The sequence below is a fragment of the Polluticoccus soli genome (assembly GCF_029269745.1).
Classification (GTDB): Bacteria; Bacteroidota; Bacteroidia; order Chitinophagales; family Chitinophagaceae; genus Polluticoccus; species Polluticoccus soli.
In genome coordinates this window covers 744438-761355 of sequence record NZ_JARJHT010000002.1, presented here as the reverse complement: position 1 = coordinate 761355, position 16918 = coordinate 744438, and the positions used below count along the sequence as shown (strand labels likewise).

At 46.6% G+C, this 16918-nt stretch carries 15 protein-coding genes; 9 read left to right on the top strand and 6 right to left on the bottom strand.

Annotation, left to right across the window (positions count from 1 at the left end):
- The first annotated feature begins 11 nt into the window (after positions 1-11).
- From P2W83_RS14100 to P2W83_RS14080, 5 genes are all read left to right on the top strand, one after another.
- Positions 12-503, top strand: a complete 492-nt coding sequence (locus tag P2W83_RS14100; protein ID WP_276134392.1) for a hypothetical protein — start codon at positions 12-14, stop codon at positions 501-503.
- A gap of 6 nt (positions 504-509) precedes the next feature.
- Positions 510-2414: a RecQ family ATP-dependent DNA helicase gene (locus tag P2W83_RS14095; protein ID WP_276134391.1), complete on the top strand. Its 1905-nt coding sequence runs from the start codon at positions 510-512 to the stop codon at positions 2412-2414.
- Positions 2415-2442: 28 nt separating this feature from the next.
- Positions 2443-3453: a Gfo/Idh/MocA family protein gene (locus tag P2W83_RS14090; RefSeq protein ID WP_276134390.1), complete on the top strand. Its 1011-nt coding sequence runs from the start codon at positions 2443-2445 to the stop codon at positions 3451-3453.
- Positions 3454-3775: 322 nt separating this feature from the next.
- Complete coding sequence (locus tag P2W83_RS14085; protein WP_276134389.1) at positions 3776-4210, top strand: cupin domain-containing protein; 435 nt, start codon at positions 3776-3778, stop codon at positions 4208-4210.
- A gap of 5 nt (positions 4211-4215) precedes the next feature.
- The gene (locus P2W83_RS14080; protein ID WP_276134388.1) at positions 4216-5052 is read left to right on the top strand and encodes a CvfB family protein; all 837 of its coding nucleotides are present in this window, start codon (positions 4216-4218) and stop codon (positions 5050-5052) included.
- Positions 5053-5064: 12 nt separating this feature from the next.
- On the opposite strand, the gene P2W83_RS14075 is transcribed toward P2W83_RS14080, so the two are convergent.
- Complete coding sequence (locus P2W83_RS14075; protein WP_276134387.1) at positions 5065-6078, bottom strand: MBL fold metallo-hydrolase; 1014 nt, start codon at positions 6076-6078, stop codon at positions 5065-5067.
- Positions 6079-6248: 170 nt separating this feature from the next.
- On the opposite strand from P2W83_RS14075, the gene P2W83_RS14070 reads away from it, so the two are divergent.
- Positions 6249-7631: a DUF58 domain-containing protein gene (locus P2W83_RS14070; RefSeq protein WP_276134386.1), complete on the top strand. Its 1383-nt coding sequence runs from the start codon at positions 6249-6251 to the stop codon at positions 7629-7631.
- Here P2W83_RS14070 and P2W83_RS14065 read toward each other — a convergent pair.
- The 4 genes from P2W83_RS14065 to pheT are packed head-to-tail and all read right to left on the bottom strand — an operon-like array spanning position 7593 to position 11475.
- Positions 7593-8309 carry a DUF6048 family protein gene (locus P2W83_RS14065; protein ID WP_276134385.1) on the bottom strand — a complete coding sequence of 239 codons (717 nt, stop codon included), beginning with the start codon at positions 8307-8309 and terminating at the stop codon, positions 7593-7595. The genes P2W83_RS14070 and P2W83_RS14065 overlap by 39 nt on opposite strands.
- On the bottom strand, positions 8290-8799 hold the full coding sequence (locus P2W83_RS14060; protein WP_276134384.1) for a DUF6452 family protein: 510 nt from the start codon (positions 8797-8799) through the stop codon (positions 8290-8292). Before P2W83_RS14060 ends, P2W83_RS14065 begins: the two co-directional genes overlap by 20 nt.
- The gene (locus P2W83_RS14055; RefSeq protein ID WP_276134383.1) at positions 8792-9067 is read right to left on the bottom strand and encodes a hypothetical protein; all 276 of its coding nucleotides are present in this window, start codon (positions 9065-9067) and stop codon (positions 8792-8794) included. The genes P2W83_RS14060 and P2W83_RS14055 overlap by 8 nt, the downstream gene beginning before the upstream one ends.
- The gene (pheT, locus tag P2W83_RS14050; RefSeq protein WP_276134382.1) at positions 9067-11475 is read right to left on the bottom strand and encodes a phenylalanine--tRNA ligase subunit beta; all 2409 of its coding nucleotides are present in this window, start codon (positions 11473-11475) and stop codon (positions 9067-9069) included. The genes P2W83_RS14055 and pheT overlap by 1 nt, the downstream gene beginning before the upstream one ends.
- A 429-nt stretch (positions 11476-11904) precedes the next feature.
- On the opposite strand from pheT, the gene dnaB reads away from it, so the two are divergent.
- Positions 11905-13629, top strand: coding sequence for a replicative DNA helicase (gene dnaB / locus P2W83_RS14045; protein WP_276134381.1), 1725 nt, complete (start codon positions 11905-11907; stop codon positions 13627-13629).
- A 77-nt stretch (positions 13630-13706) separates the two neighbouring features.
- Here the strand turns inward: dnaB and P2W83_RS14040 are convergent, their stop codons facing one another.
- Positions 13707-14378, bottom strand: a complete 672-nt coding sequence (locus tag P2W83_RS14040) for a hypothetical protein (RefSeq protein ID WP_276134380.1) — start codon at positions 14376-14378, stop codon at positions 13707-13709.
- 144 nt (positions 14379-14522) lie between these two features.
- On the opposite strand from P2W83_RS14040, the gene P2W83_RS14035 reads away from it, so the two are divergent.
- Positions 14523-16400, top strand: a complete 1878-nt coding sequence (locus P2W83_RS14035) for a T9SS type A sorting domain-containing protein (protein ID WP_276134379.1) — start codon at positions 14523-14525, stop codon at positions 16398-16400.
- Between the two features lie 51 nt (positions 16401-16451).
- Complete coding sequence (locus P2W83_RS14030) at positions 16452-16904, top strand: hypothetical protein (RefSeq protein WP_276134378.1); 453 nt, start codon at positions 16452-16454, stop codon at positions 16902-16904.
- Positions 16905-16918 lie beyond the last annotated feature (14 nt).

Sequence of the window (16918 nt, the reverse complement as noted above, 5' to 3'; positions counted from 1 at the left end):
CCTGCAAATCAATGGAATGCAGGCACAGCCCAGTTATGACCGATTTTCCGAATATCATAGAATCCAAAATAATCAGCCAGGAATACAACGATCTCTGGAGTGAATTGAAGCTGCCGGCAACCGTGAACGAAGTCGCGAAAACCCTGGTTTTGTGCGCGGCCTATGCTGCAGGTGGCGCCGCAGAGATGCAACTAACTAAAATGATGCAGGCCTGCAAGCTGACAGAGACCGATTACAATACCATACAGGTAGAGGAAGGGAAGGCTATCGCCTGGCACCAGCTGCGCGATGCCCTCAAGCCAAAATACGTAGTACTTCTTGGCGTTCACCCGCAGCAACTGGGTATCTCTGCCCTATTCCACCTGTTTGCACCTACACGTTTCAATGATACGATTTGGATAGCAGGCCCGTCGCTGCAGGACTTGGAAAAACAACCCGAAGCAAAAAAACAGCTTTGGCTGAATGGCCTGAAACCTGTTTTTGTCGACAACGCCACAAACTAACCGCGCTTGCCCTCAGCAGAACAAATACTCAAACAATATTGGGGTTACAACGGCTTCAGGCCGCTGCAGGGCGACATCATTGAATCTATACTCAGTCAACGCGACACATTGGCCCTTTTGCCAACAGGTGCCGGAAAATCCGTTTGCTACCAGGTGCCTGCGCTTATGCACGACGGCTTTTGCCTGGTGATATCGCCGCTGATATCGCTGATGAAAGACCAGGTTGAACAGCTGAAGAAACGCGGCATTCTCGCGGAGTGCATCCATGCCGGTATGTATTATGTGGACGTGAAGCGTGTGCTGGAGAACATGCTGCATGGTCCATATAAGCTGCTGTACGTTTCGCCGGAACGATTGCAGACGGAGCTTTTTAGGGAATATCTGCCATCGTTCAATATTAGCTTTATTGCGGTAGACGAAGCGCACTGCATCTCTCAGTGGGGACATGATTTCAGGCCTGATTATCTGAAGATCGCTGCCCTTAGAAAACTGTTTAAAGTACCCGTGCTGGCATTAACGGCATCTGCCACGCCAGAGGTACAACAGGATATTGCCAGGCAATTGCAATTGCCATCGCCTGCTGTTTTTACACAAAGCTTTGAGCGGAGGAATATTTTTTACGAGGTTAGGTATTCGGAGAGTCGGAATAATGATGTGCTGCAGTTTTTGCGGGAGCAGCAAGGTTGCAGCATTGTTTACTGCAGGAGCCGCAAAGCAACGGAGGTATTGGCAAAGTTTCTTATCCAACATAATGTAGCTGCTACTGCCTACCATGCCGGCATGCCGAAGGACAAGCGTGATGAAGCCCAGCGCGCGTGGATGGAAAACGAATCGCGGGTGATAGTGGCTACTACCGCCTTTGGTATGGGTATCGATAAACCGGACGTGCGCTCGGTGATACATTATGATATACCAGAGCATCTTGAAGCATATTACCAGGAGTCCGGTCGCGCAGGCAGGGATGGCAAACCTTCGTATTCTCTGCTACTGAGTAATAAGCCAGGTATTGCCAACCTGAAAGAAAGTATTGAACTACGTTTCCCTAAAGAAGATTACCTGAGACAGGTTTACCAGTCGGTGGTAGAATACTTGCAGATACCTATAGGTACACAACCTGACCGGTATTTTGATTTCGATCTCGCAGAGTTTTGTAAATACTTCAAGCTGGAGGCCACTGCTGCGTCGTATGCTCTAAAATTGTTGGAGCAGGAAGGTTTGTGGACCATGAGCGACGCAGTGTTTAGCCCCGCAACCATACAATTTACTTGCACACGCGAAGAGCTGGACCAGGTTATGATGAGATATCCTGAGGCCGCCATGATCACCACTGCCCTGCTGCGATTGTATGGAACTATATTCCTCTACCCTACGGCCATCAGGATTGGTGCGATAGCAAAACAGGTAAGAAGAAGACAAGAAGAGACTGACGCCTTGTTGCTGCAACTGCACAAAAATGGCTTGCTGGAGTATAACAAACCCAAAGATGGTCCCCAGTTGTTCTTCCATCATTACCGTGTAGACAGCCAGCATCTCATCATCAATATACAGCGAATAGCTATGTTAAGGAGGCAGCATCAAACGAGGTTAGATGCCATGATCGCCTACCTGGAAGCCGCAACTGCGTGCAGAACGCGCATGGTGCTGGCTTACTTTGGTGAGTATAGCAATCATGATTGCGGGCATTGTGACAACTGCCGGGTGAAGCAACAAAAGAAACAGACCGTTAATACTAAAGAAATAAAAGCGCGCATTTTGCAACTGGCTGCTCAACCCGATATCATTACGCTGCAGCAGTTACCCGATAGTTTCCCTGCTGCAATAAGAACTGAAGTAACCGCGTTGATAAGGGAGCTGGTAGACCAGGGCGAATTGAAAATGAGCGCTAACGGGTCGGTGTACATAGCGAAATAGCGCCGCCGTTTTATACATTTGAGGCAACATGACTGAAAAGATACGATTCTCGATAGTTGGTTTTGGTAATATAGGCAGGCGGCATGCAGAACATATCCGGCAAAATCCGTCAACGGAGCTGGTGGCAGTATGCGATATAGATGCAAGCAAAGAAGCTTTGGCAGAAGGCCTTCCCTTTTATTCGAATCTTGAAGAAATGCTGTCGTCGGTACAGGCCGATGTGTTGTGCGTTTGCACACCTAATTACCTGCATGAGCGTCATACCATACAAGGCCTTGAAGCTGGTTTGCATACTGTAGTAGAAAAGCCAATGGCCATCAGCGTACCTGAATGTGAGCGTATGATAGCCGCAGCCGAAAAGACAGGCAAAACAATCTTTGCAGTAAAACAGAATCGTTACAACCCGCCGGTGCAGGCCGTTAAAAAGCTCATCGTCGAAAAACAATTAGGCGAGATATACATGTTGCAGGTAAACTGCTTCTGGAACCGTAGCGATGCCTATTATTCAGAGAGCGACTGGCGCGGGAAAAAGGACAAAGACGGCGGTTGCCTGTTTACGCAATTCAGTCATTTTGTTGACATTCTTTACTACCTGAATGGCAAGGTGGAGACGGTGGAAGGTTGGATACACAATTTTGCGCACCAGCATAATACCGAAGTGGAAGACACGGGCAGCTTTGTGTTGAGGGGACAGAACGGTACGATCATCAATTTCAACTTTACTACCTGCTCGTATGAAACTAATATGGAAGGTTCGATCACCATTTTTGCGGAAAAAGGTACAGTGAAAATTGGTGGGCAGTACTTGAATACGATAGAATACCAGAAACTGGAATCGGCGAAATTGCCAGAGATCAATATAAGCGCAAAGGCCAATAATTACGGCTTATACCAAGGCTCAATGAGCAACCACGATAAAGTAGTGCAGAATGTTGTAGATGTACTTCACTACGGCCATGCTGTAATGACCAGCGCAGCCGAAGGCTGTGAAGTGGTGCGTATGATAGAGCAGATGTATAAAGGAGCAACAAAAGTGTAACCACCTATTGTGTTACCGCGCCTTCGTCTTTCGTTTCAAAAATACTCCTGAGTATCCTGAGAAATAGTGTCTTAAAGAAGCTCTTTAAGGCTGAATCTCTTTCAAGCTTTGTTGGGGTCATGCGAAGCATTTGATTTTGTAAACAATACACTCTTTCTTATCGGCTTATATTCCTAGGTGTCGTTCACCAAACCGGGCTCAAAGATAATTTGCGGTTTTTAAACAATTGTTAATACCGTTAACAATTGGATAATTAATGCTTTTTTAATACTGAACCAGAAATGGAACAATATTTATATGAATAGTTCAGTAAAACGGTTTTATGGAAGTAAAGCATAACGACTCAACGATAAATCGTCCCTGGGGCGAACGTCCAATAGATGCGCCAATGGTGCCTATCGACTTGCATGCCTATACACAGCAGTTGATGTTGGAGGAATCGTGGCAAAAAAATGATCGCAACGCGATAACCGTTTTCAAAACCGATCAACTTACGATCGTATTGATGGCGCTACATGCCGGCACCGAAACAACACCTGCTACCGTTGAGGGGACTGGTGTAATGACCTTGCAAATGCTGGATGGCGACATCGCCTTTTCTGCAGGAAGTGATACCGTGGAGCTAAGCCGGGGGCAAATGGTCGTATTGCACGAACACATTCCATTCCGGATAAAAGCCAAGCAGGAATCGGTTTGCCTGCTGACCATGACCCGGGAAAACAATAATAATAAAGACATACCTTCGCCACTTCATTAAAAGATATGGCAGAAATTGGCAGGTTTAATAACCTGAGGGTTATAAAACAACTTGATTTTGGCGTTTACCTCGACGGCGGTGAAGGTGAAGAGATACTGTTGCCGAAGAGATTCGTGCCCAAAGGTGTCAAAGACGGAGATGAAATAGAGGTATTTCTTTATCATGATTCGGAGAACCGGATCATTGCCACTACTCAAAAACCGAAGGCTATAGTAGATGAGATAGCCATGATGGAGGTTGTGGACACTTCCAAGCACGGCGCTTTTCTTGACTGGGGCCTGATGAAGGACCTTTTCGTACCATTGTCGCAACAGGAGCTGCGCATGCAGCCTGGCCAATACCACCTGGTAAGGCTGTATTTAGATGAACAAACGGGCCGTATTGCGGCTACTGCACGCATTTCACGTTTTCTAAGCAACCATGATCTTACGGTTAAGGAAAATGACTCGGTGGAGCTGCTCGTGTATCAAAAAACGGACATAGGATATAAGGTCATCATCAACAATAAACACCTTGGCGTATTACATTACAACGAAGTCTTTCGGGATCTTGAGATAGGTGATAAAGAGAAAGGGTTTATCAAGACAATAAGAGAAGATAACAAGATAGATGTATCCTTAGGCGAGCGCGGCTATAGCAGGGTAGAAGGCGAAGCGGAGAAAATACTGCGCCTGTTGAAAGAAAATGATGGCTACCTACCCTACCACGACAAGTCTGACCCCGAAGACATCTACGACTTCTTCGGAATGAGCAAGAAAACATTTAAAATGACCATTGGTGCCCTATATAAACAAAAGCAAATAGAGCTGACCCAAACAGGTATCAAGCTATTGGAAGAATAAAAAAAGGGATGCTTATGCATCCCTTAATTTTTTAGGCAAATATTCATCACGCAATCTTTTCCAGAAGCTTTTTGGCTTTTTGTGTTTAGAGGCCAGCAAGTACACTCCGGCAGCCACTATCAATCCCAGCCCTATTGCCAGGTAGGCAATAATATTATCCCTTGGTTTAGGCGGAATGTATTTGAAACCGCTGGCATCGGCCACCGCAGGATCGTCGACGTAACGGCCTTTTTCCGGTATTGCCAGCTCATTAAAATGAACGGCAAGGTTGGTCAGATCAATGCGCATTTGGTCACCACTCAGCGGTTGGCCATGACCGCTTGCCACAATTGCCGGTTCCAGTTCCGAAAGGTTCTTTACAGAAATGCGCGCAGCATTCCAGTCGTACGTAAAATATTTTGGCGGACCAGAAAGCTTTTTCTTTTGCAGCATTACCGACATAACAGATTCGGCATTGGTTGTTACAATAGCATCCCCAGCTATCAGTACTTTATCACGTTGGCGGAAATAACTTACATGTCCCGGTGCATGTCCTGGTGTATTAATATATACCCAACCCGGCAGGAAGGGCACCCGGCCGTCAGGTGGTAGTATATGAAGCCTGCTTTCTACATTGATCGGCTTTTTCGGGTACATCCACGATATTTGTGACATCAATCCACCGCCCACTTTCGGGTCAGGTGGCGGGTAAGACGATCTGCCGCTCAGGTAAGGCAGTTCCAGGTAGTGCACATACACCGGCACATCCCATTCGTCGGCCAGTTTTTTCAACGATCCAACATGGTCGAAATGTCCATGAGTCAATAATATGGCATTGGGCCTGCTATTAGCTCCAAACAGTTCTGCAGCCATTTTTTTGATCTTAGGCGCCGAAGACTTAAGTCCCGCGTCGATCAATACCCATGAGCTGTCCTCAGGATTTTGCACCATGTACATGTTCACGAATATGTCCTTTGTTCCCCAGACATGCGGGGCCACCTCGAAATAGAGCGAGTGTGTATCCTTGTGGGCCAACTGTTCTTTCATAAAAAGATGATTTTCAATAAAAAATTCCTCGCACGCGCATCATTTTTCTACCGCCTGCAGTTGTGTGGTACCAGGTTATAAAAACATGCCAGCTGTACGGAAGAATTCTGTTCTTTTAACAACTGTTTTTCGTATTTACTGGCTATATTCAATTGTTTTTAAAACGATCGATGAACTGGAAAGAGATCAGATGGCGCATCAGGTACGGGCTGCAATATGTTCCCTTCACCTTCAATACGCTGCTTTGCCTGGTGGCTGCTTTTGCTGCCTATAAACTGTTATACCAACCTACCCCTAAAGAAGATCCTGCTCCCTTCCGGCCTTTTATCATCCTGATGGGAAAAATGGCTTTTTGGTTCATTGTGGTGTTGGTGGGTGTGTCCATTCTGAGTACAATAGCCAGCTGGCTGCATTACGTGTGGTTGAAGCGGCATAAACACTACCAGTTACAAGTAGATTTCACCACCGAGACAAAGAATGGCAAGAAGAATAAACTGTACCTGAACGCACTGCTGCAGGGAGTACATCGGCCGATATTGGGTTTTATAAAAGGAAGGTTGTTCTATGACGGCAGGCAGCTTACAGATAAATTCAGCCTGCTTTCTAACAAGCGAAAAGAGAACACCATCTGGCGTGCTGCAATTACAGGTCGTAGCAGAATGGCTTTGCCTGATGTTAAGGAATATCAATTGAAGGGCGGTTTTATCTACTTTGAAGACATGCTGCACATTTTTTCGCTGGCTGTGGCACAGCCCGTGAGCGGGCATTTTTATCAACCACCGGTATTGGCCCAAGACGACGATCGCGATGTATTTCCCAGAAAGACAGAAACGCTTGATGTGCGCATAGACCAGCTACGACGAGTGGAAGGCGAATACCTGAACTATAAAGATTTTGAAAGTGGCGACGATGTGCGGAGGATAGTGTGGAAAGTATATGCCAAAAATAGGGAGCTGGTGGTGCGCATACCCGAGATGTTCGAGCCGTATGCGTCGCACCTTTATTTCTATGCGTCGTTTCATGCATCTGTAAAAACGCAGTGGCTGAATGAAGGGTATTTCAGGGAAATGCTGAACTACTACAAGAATTGTGTGTGGACAGTGTATGACACACTCGCTAAAAAAGAATGGGAGTTGAAATATGTACCGGATCAGTCGTTCAATGTACCGGAACACTTATCGCGCGATGAGCGTGCAGCGCGCATCATCAGCAACAGTAACTGGCATGCGGATAAGTCGGTGCTTCAATACTTCAATGCAAAACAAGGCACTGTTTTGGTTATCTCTTCCTTGACAGACCCCGATGAGCTCGCCAATACACTGGAGCAATGCGATGCCGGAACTGTGGTCTATTTTGTTAAACTGTCAAAAGTATTCCGTCATTTCGTTGCCTGGAACTGGATAAAGAGATTGATCTTCCTGCCACCGAAAGACAGGTTGAATAAACTACGCGGCAGATGGGTGTTCTCGCCTATCCGGTTGCAAATACAGAAACGTGAGAAAGCCATTGAAGAGTTACTCCGCAGGAGCAACGTTAATAGCGGGACTCTTTAGACCGCGACGCCAGCGCATAGCATAGCTGATGTAAAAGTTGAAGTCGAATATTGTATTCTTATCTCCCGCTCCATAGCCCGAGACGTACGACGGGGGTAATGTTCTAAATGCTGTTTTATTGAGCAGGAATTTGGCACGAGCGGTCCAGCCTGCGAAGATGCCATTGAAGATCTCCAGTTTTGTTCCTGCTACTGCCTCAAACCAATGTGCTGTCATGTTCTTGCCGGGAATCGTGCCTATAGTTTCTCCCCAGAAGGCGTCGCGTGTACGATATAAAGCATCTCCCCTATCGATAAAGGCGATGCCATAGCGAAAGCCAATAAACGCCATATCGAAGTCGTTGGGAAGCACCCTGCTCAACATGCTCTTGTTAATGCCTGCCTTTAAAAAGACATTGCTGGACGATACGCTAAGCGAGGTATCACTCCACCTGGAAGTGCCCCATCCTCCGTCTGCAGCAAAGTACATTTCTTTTTTCCAGAAATAGTCTGCCTCCAATTCAATACTCTTACGGTCACCGGAAAACGAGTACATGATAGGCTTAGCGATATCGACGCCGAACCGCACCTGGCTGAAAGAGTCGGTAACCCTCACCTGGTCGGTGCTGTCGTCATCGTCTTGCGCAGTTGCCACAAACGATAATAGCAAAAGCAATATGCTAATAATAGATCTTAACATGCCTGATATTTACGTTGTCGTTTACGTCGGGCGTTGTAATGATGGCCGAGTCAATATTGTTGTTCGTTGTTCGTAAACCGTTAAGGAAATAGTGATACGTATAACCACAGGCTGTGGAGATGAAAGCCAGGCGCCTTTGGTAGTAGAACGTTACCGTATCAACATCGAATGGTCCTGTCTTTGCAGAATCAGGAATTATATAGATCCTGGTACTGTCGGCATGAGGAGAAAGCACTATGGGTAATAATGTCAGCCTTTTCCCAGTCTGACCAATTATCAACCTCCCCGGAGAATCTGGCACGCCGACAATGGCATTCGGCAAAGCAGAATCGCTTACGATGACGCCGGTGTCTGATTCCAAGGCTTTTTGGAATAGGATGCGCGTCGATACAGTGCGCGGCTGCAAACATGGATCACGCTCCTGCTCGCACGCCACGAAAACAACCGATAGTATCAGTATCAGCAATAAAATTTGTCCGGGCTTAATCATTCAGGCTGGTAAGTATTTTATCTATTTCCAGTATCACGTTGTCCAGTTGCTTGCGCATAGCCTCTTTCTCCTTATCGTTGGCAGTACTGCTGCTGATAGTAGCAGCCATTACAGACTGTTCCAGAACTGAAAGGTTAGAGTTCAGTGATTCTATAGAACTGATTTGCTGGGCTATAGTTTCCCTCAGGCGTTCGTTTTCTGCCTGCAGAGCTGCATATTTCTTTAAAAGTGCATCCAGCTTATCGTTCAATAGTTGTAGTTCCTGCATTACTCGCGAATTTGGGCCTGCAGTTTAGTTTTATACGCATTGGTCAGCTGCTGCATCAACTGTTCTATCTCAGTATCTGTCAAAGTACGGTCTTGCAGCTGGAAGGTATAACTGAGTGCGTAAGATTTCTTACCGGCGCCCAGCTTTTCACTTTCAAATACGTCGAACAGGCCGAACTGTAGCAGACCTTGCAGCTTTAGTTGTTCTGTAACCTGCTGTACCTGCTGGTAACTCACAGCTTTATCCAGTACTATGGCCAGGTCGCGCTGTACTACCGGGAACTTAGGAACTTCCTGGTATTTTATCTTGCTGCTGGCAGCAGCTTTCAGCCATTGCGCCCAGTTGACAACTATAAAGTATACGTCTTGCTTGATGTCAAAGTTGTCCAGCTTTTTGGCAGGAACCTGTGTTGCTGTTGCAACTACCTGGTTTTTATATTTCCATTCTACACGTGTATCAGCGCCTTCGGTGTAATGCAAAGACAAATTGTTTACTCCGCTCAGAGCTGCCATTTTATCGATCACACCTTTAACATAGAACATGTCGGCCCTTGCAGGTTTTGCATTCCATGCAGCCTGCTGCATGTTGCCTGTTACCCACAAAGCCAGCTGCGCGTCTTCAATGTATTTGCCATTTTCCTGCCTGTATACGGTTCCGAACTCGTATAAAGCAAGGTCCTGGTTTTTGCGGTTGTAGTTGTATTGCAGCACTTCCAGTCCGCTTTCCAACATCGATGGACGCATCACATCCAATTCGCTACTAAGACTATTGAGCATGCGAACCAGGTCTTCGCGCTCTGGATAGAATTTGCTGTTGACTATAGAGTTCGTCACGATCTCATTGAAACCTGAAGCTGAGAGCATGTTAGCTATCTTTTCGCGGTCACGGCGATCGTTGGCCATCGGGCGTGCCAGTGACATGCTCAGTCTATCGGGTATCTGCACATTGTCCAGGCCATCAATTCGAAGGATCTCTTCTACAACGTCAGCCTGTTGTGTTACATCTGTTTTGTTGGTTGGCACTTGCACGGTGAAGCCTTTTTCGGCTTCGTTCTGCATGGTGAAACCAAGCTCCGTCAGAATGTTCTTTACCGTAGCTGCGCTGTATTCTTTGCCACTCAACTTGTTAATGTATTCGTAAGTGACATCAACAGTTACTGGTTGTATTTTATTGACGTAAACATCAACAACCTCTGAAGCGATCTTAGCGCCACATATTTCTACCATTAAAGCGGCAGCACGCTTTAAAGCGGGTTCTACATTGTTGATGTCCACTCCTTTCTCAAAATGCGTAGCTGCATCGGTACGCAGGCCGTGGTGCATCGAAGTGCGGCGAATATGTTTAGCGTCGAAATAGGCACTTTCAAGGAATATGCTGGTAGTGTTATCAGTTACACCGCTGTGCAAACCACCGAACACACCTGCTATACACATGCCTTCAGATTCGTTGCAGATCATCAGGTCATTGCCCTGCAGCGTACGTTCTTTTTCATCAAGCGTCGTGAACTTGCTGCCTTCGGGCATGAACTTCACTATTACTTTGTTGCCTTTTACAGCAGCTGCATCAAATGCATGTAGAGGTTGCCCATATTCGTGCAAAACGAAATTCGTAATGTCCACAACGTTATTGATCGAGCGCACGCCAATGGTCTTCAGACGCTGCTGGAGCCATTCTGGGGACTGTCCAACTTTCACATTGGTGAGCGACAGTCCCATATAACGTGGACAAGCTTCTAGTGCTTCTATTGTAACGTTGATGTCAAGATTATCACTCTTTGCAGGTAGCTTAATTTCAGGCAATTGCACAGAATGCCTGCTGCCAGCGTGATGCGACAGATACGCACATACATCGCCGGCTACGCCGATGTGGCTCATGGCATCAGATCGATTGGCTGTGAGGCCGATATGAATCGCGTGATCTGGCTCAGAAATATTGAAATAAGTAGCAGCCAAAGTGCCTATAGGCGCGTCTTCCGGCAATATTTTGATACCAGCGTGGTCCATGCCCAGGCCTATCTCGTCGTCGGCGCAGATCATGCCTTCGCTCTCTTCGCCACGTATTTTCGCCTTTTTTATCAGGAAAGACTCACCTTCTGTCGGGTGAACCGTAGTGCCGATCGGAGCTACGATAACCCGCTGCCCTGCAGCTACGTTTGGTGCGCCGCACACTATTTTCAGCGGAGTTTCGCCGCCTATATTTACAGTTGTTACTTTAAGTTTGTCTGCATTAGGGTGTTTTTCAGCCGTCAATACTTCACCTATTACCAGTCCTGCAAGGCTTCCTTTCACTGCTTCAACGGGTTCGATCGCTTCTACTTCCAGTCCTATTGATGTCAAAATAGCGCCCAATTCGCCTGCCGGAAGGGGTTTGGGCAGGTAGCTGAGCAACCATTGATAAGAAATAACCATCTGTTTTTGAGAAAATTTGCCGTAAAGATAGCCTTTGAAATCCGTTCATGATAACAAACGGCATCCTTTAAAAAAAATCGCGTCAACGGGGTTTTATCCACATTTTTTTGTGCAATATATGTGCATAACCTGTGTGTGGATAAATAAGAATGTGGATATCACTTGGTTTTTAGAACTTTGGAGTGGAAAAACATGTGAAGAACCTGTGCGGCCACGGCTTAAAAGTTTAACCTCATCAAAAGTTTCGAGCATTCATTTTTCCATCTACTTTAGACATCAACCCCCGTTCTTAACACCCCGGTAATCGCCGCTTAACATTTTCGAAATGTTTCATGCGTCACACAGATAGGACTGTACTAAAAGCCGGGAGAAAATGAGGGTTAACGAAAACAACAGAGCGAAAACAACAGTATAACGTACTAACCATCAATGGCAGTAAATATTAAGAAGGATTTCGGCAACACCCGCAGCCGAAAACCCGATATCACTTCACTGGTTTACGGTAAAGTGCCTCCACAGGCCCCCGAACTGGAAGAAGCGGTATTGGGTGCGGTGATGTTGGAGAAGGATAAACTAGCAGAAGTATTAGAGATCATTCAGAGCGAGGACTGTTTTTATGTAGATGCCCACCAAAAGATTTATGCATCGATACGACGGCTATTCGACAAGGGTATGCCTGTCGATTTGCTGACGGTAACCGAAGAGCTTCGCCGCAGCAGTGAATTGGAGATCGTTGGTGGCGCTTATTATCTTACCCGCCTCACAATGAGCGTGGTATCGAGCGCGCACGTAGAAGCGCACGCCCGTATCGTGATGGAGAAATTCATCCAGCGCGAGCTTATCCGCATATCGGGCAGCGTGATCAGCGATGCCTATGAGGATAGCACAGATGTGTTTGACCTGCTGGACAAAGCAGAATCGAACCTGTACGAAATAACTGATAAACACCTACGTAAGAACTTTAAAAGCCTGAAAGAGGTGTTGGTGAATACGGTACAGGAGATAGAGGAAGCCAAGAATAAGAAAGAGAGCGTAACTGGCGTACCGACAGGCTATACCCACCTTGACAGGGTTACCTCGGGCTGGCAAAAGAATGCGCTCATCATCGTGGCTGCCCGTCCTGCGGTTGGTAAAACGGCGTTCTGTCTTAACCTGGCAATGAATGCGGCTATGAACTCTGATAAACCTTTCCCGGTAGCCTTCTTCTCGCTTGAGATGGGCGCGGGAGAGCTTGTAAAGCGTATGCTGGCCTGCCAGACGGAGATAGGCATGGATGCCATCACTAAAGGCCGTATGCAGGAGCATGAGTTTGTGCAGATGACCCAACGTATGAATAAGCTGGCCAGCGCCCCAATTTTCCTCGACGATCAAGCTGCACTGAATATATTTGAGCTTAGGGCCAAAGCACGCAGGCTGAAGCAGAAGTACGACATCAAGATGATCATCATTGACTACCTGCAGTTGATGCAGGCTAGTATTAATGGTGGTGGTAACCGAGAGCAGGAGATATCAAAGATCTCACGCGATCTTAAATCGCTAGCTAAAGAGCTGGAAATACCTATTATCGCACTATCTCAGTTGAACCGTTCGGTTGAGAGCCGTAAGGAGTCGAAAGTACCTCAACTGAGTGACCTTAGGGAATCGGGAGCGATAGAGCAGGATGCGGATATGGTTATGTTCCTATACCGCCCTGAGTATTATGGCATCAACAATGATGAAATGGGCCAGCCTATAGAGGGTGAAACACACGTGCACATAGCCAAAAACCGTAGTGGTAGTACCGATACGGTGAAGGTGCGTTTTATAAAAGAATACCAGAAGTTTGTTGACCTGCCGGATGATGATTTCGGCAGCTTCGGCGGCGGTGGCGGATTTGGTCCTTTTGCTGGCGGCGGTGGCGGAAACAGCAGCTTCGACCGTGCTTCAGGTGGCGGTGGTGGCGGCTTCAAACCCCAAAACGAAAATCCTGCAGCAGGTATACGTGGCAGGCAACCTGATACGAGCGATTTCGGCGGTAGCAAGATGTTCATACCGGGCGGCTTCCAGACAATGCCGTCAAAGGCCAACGATTACAATTTTGACGACGATGATATGCCTGCTCCATTCAAGCAAAAGCCCAATCCGGGCCAGATGGACGAGGATGCACCGTTTTAAGATACTCTTACTTACGAGACCCAAAACTAAAAGCCACCGCAAGGTGGCTTTTCTTGTTGATGATATTTTGTGGCTAGTTATTTTGAGTCTTTGTTGTCTCTACTCAAGGGGCAGCTCTTAGGGCAAGGACAAGACAGCTTATACCTGAAACCAATGGTAAGGGGCATATTGATGGTGGTCAGGTTGTTCTTGCCTGCCTCTCGACCAAAGTCACTGCCATTTGCTTTCATATTTATATAGTCTGCCGCCAGTTCTGCGTTCACCCCAAACCGTTTGGTGACGTTGTAGGTAGCACCGGCCTGCGCACCCAGCGTATAGCCATTGGCCAGGTTGCTTCTGGGCTTGTCGGTCGGCATCGTGCTCATGATACCAGCTGACAGACCTGAGTAAACCGTCAGCGCACCGAAACCAACATCACGTTTTACATTGGCAAATGCCTTCACGTTGTGTACCAACTCAGTGCCGGGGATGTAAGCGATATCGAACACCGGTGTTATCGGTGGGATAGAGCCACTATATATTTCACTGGTTATCACAGCCTCAAAAGGAAGATGTGTGAGATTGCCACTGATGCCCACCTGCAAACCGTTACAGACGTTGTATATTCCTTTTAAAGAATAATATAACTGAGTACCACCTGCATTTCGGTCAATAGTGTTGGCTATGCCGAAATTGCCGCCAACCTCTAATTTTTGTGCCTGTGCCCCGATCGCGAGGAGCATTGTGGTTGCGAAAAGGATGTGTTTCATAAGTGCAGTTTTATGTAACCTCAATCAATTAGACAGTAATTTAAGAAAAAACGTAAGGCAACGCGTTAATATTGTGTTCTTTTCTTCGCACAACAAGCTATTTTAATATCAATCTTTAATCATTAACTTTAAGGAAACTACCTCATGTTTCGGCTGGTTGCCATAATTGTATTGATTTTCAATGTCTGTCTGCCGAGGGCCCAGGCACAGTTCGTCTATTTCAACCAGCCCTTCAGCGATACTGTTGTTTGTCATGGCAAAACGGTAACATTAGGTTTTACCACAACAGGAACTTTCCAAAACGGAAATGTATTCACCGCCCAGCTTTCGGATGTAACAGGAAATTTTGTCGCACCTATCGATATTGGATCCGTTACTGCAAAAACTTCGGACAATATAACTGTTACTTTCCCTATCGGGTTAGTTGTTGGTAAAGGGTACCGCATGCGGCTGATAAGTACTTTACCGATGATAATTTCGCCTGATAACGGCAGTGATATTAGGATCGAATATGTCCCGAACGCCCCGATAGTAAGTAATAATTCGCCGGTTTGCGAACATGATACTTTACTTGTAAAAGTGACCAATGCTGGTTCGAGTCAAACAGACAGCATCGTGTGGAGTGGCGGTATCCTGTCTGCCCCGGCGCAGGCAAGTGCGCTGAGTGTCAACGATGCTCCCATTGCATACTCAGGAACGTACAATATTGTTCGCTATAGCAAATCTTCAAAATGTCCTTCGCCGGTTACTCAAACTATCGTGTGGGTTCAACCATTGCCACCCAATCCGACAGCTTCCGCCACCCCAACCGTGGTATGCGAAGGCGAGACTGTGCAGCTAAACGCTACAAGCACACCATTGGCACCGGGCTTTGAGTGGAGCGGTCCGCATGGCTTTGCAGACGGATCGAAAGACCCCTACATAGCAAAGGTCGCTGCTTCGGGCGAAGGCTGGTATAAAGTACGCAGTGTAGAGGCAGGCTGTTATTCTGGCAAAGTCGATAGTGTGTGGCTAGATGTGATACCTGCTCCGAAGCTGAGTATTACTACCAATAGTCCGCTTTGCGAAGGTGGTGAATTGCAGGCAAAAGCTACTGACACCGGCAATATTGTCTACGCATGGAAAGGTCCCAATGGATTCCAGGTAAGCGATTCGGCGCTCACAATACCGAATGCAAAAACTTCTTCCTCGGGAACATACTATATACACACAGTTAGGAATGGCTGCAACGGAGTAGACAGCATTGATCTGCGTGTAAAGCCTTATCCTTATCCCACGGTGCTAAATGCTAATAGTCCGGTGTGTGAAGGAGATACCTTACTCATAAACACGGTACAAATAATTCAACCCGGTGTTGTAACGTATCAGTTCACTGGTCCCAATGGCGAAAGTTTTGGGCCATCGTTCCCGATGATACCTAATGTTACAAAGACCGCAGAGGGAAAATACATATTGAGATCGGATATTGACGGTTGTTCCAGGACAGATAGCGTCGCGGTTATTATAAAGCCAACACCAGTCGTCACAACCGATAAAGAATTCATGGTGACTGTTCAAAAACCAGTGCAATTGACGGCCAATAGCTCTATTGCCGGTACCAGCTTTCATTGGAAAGGACCGAATGGTTTTAGTTCCAATGAACAAAATCCAACCATACCATCAGTCACCGAGCGAAACAAAGGCGTGTATACGGTAACAGGCAATTTTGCAGGCTGTTCATCTGATACATCGACAGAAGTCGGCGTATGGTATCTGACCGACTATACCTTGTTTGATGTAATTCCCAATCCCAATAATGGTGTATTTGATCTTGTAGGTCGAGTGAAGAAACCGCAGGTGGTCGAAATCGCCATTTACCATGGCGGCAGTGGCGTTGTGTTGTATAAAGATAAGATACAGTCGAACGGTAAGCTTATTGACACCAGGATCACCCTACATAGTCATCTTGCACCTGGTGAATACATTCTCAGAGCCCGTGCCGATGGTGAGGTTCAGGGAGTTAAATTTATCATTCTGCACTAATTTTCTGCATTGCTATCGATGCCGTAGTTTTGTCGCCCAAATTCAGACGAGATGAGTATACAGGTACAGGCAATGAATCGCGTGAACAGTTTTTTTGAATCATATGCACAGGCGCTCGAGAACTTCGATACCAAGGCAATGGCGCAACATTACTCTCTTCCCTGCACTTTCCTGGCCGACGATTCTGCTCAAGTATTTACGGAAGCAAGTAAGCTGGAAGGACTCTTTAACCAGGGCACCATGTTTTACAAACAGTTTGGTATTACTTATGCCCGGCCTGACATCTGGGGTAAAAGAGCCTGGAGTGACCGCATCATCAAAGTGAAGTTGAATTGGCAATATTTTGACAAGAACAAAAAGCCAGTTTACGACTGCGATTATAACTACATACTGCGGCTGGATAAACACGACAACTGGAAGATAGAAGTTGCGGTGTCTATCAATGAGAAGGAGAATATGGAGGCATGGCAGGCCAGCAGGAAGATTGCTGAAAGAATAGCTTAAAACGAAAAAGCCGG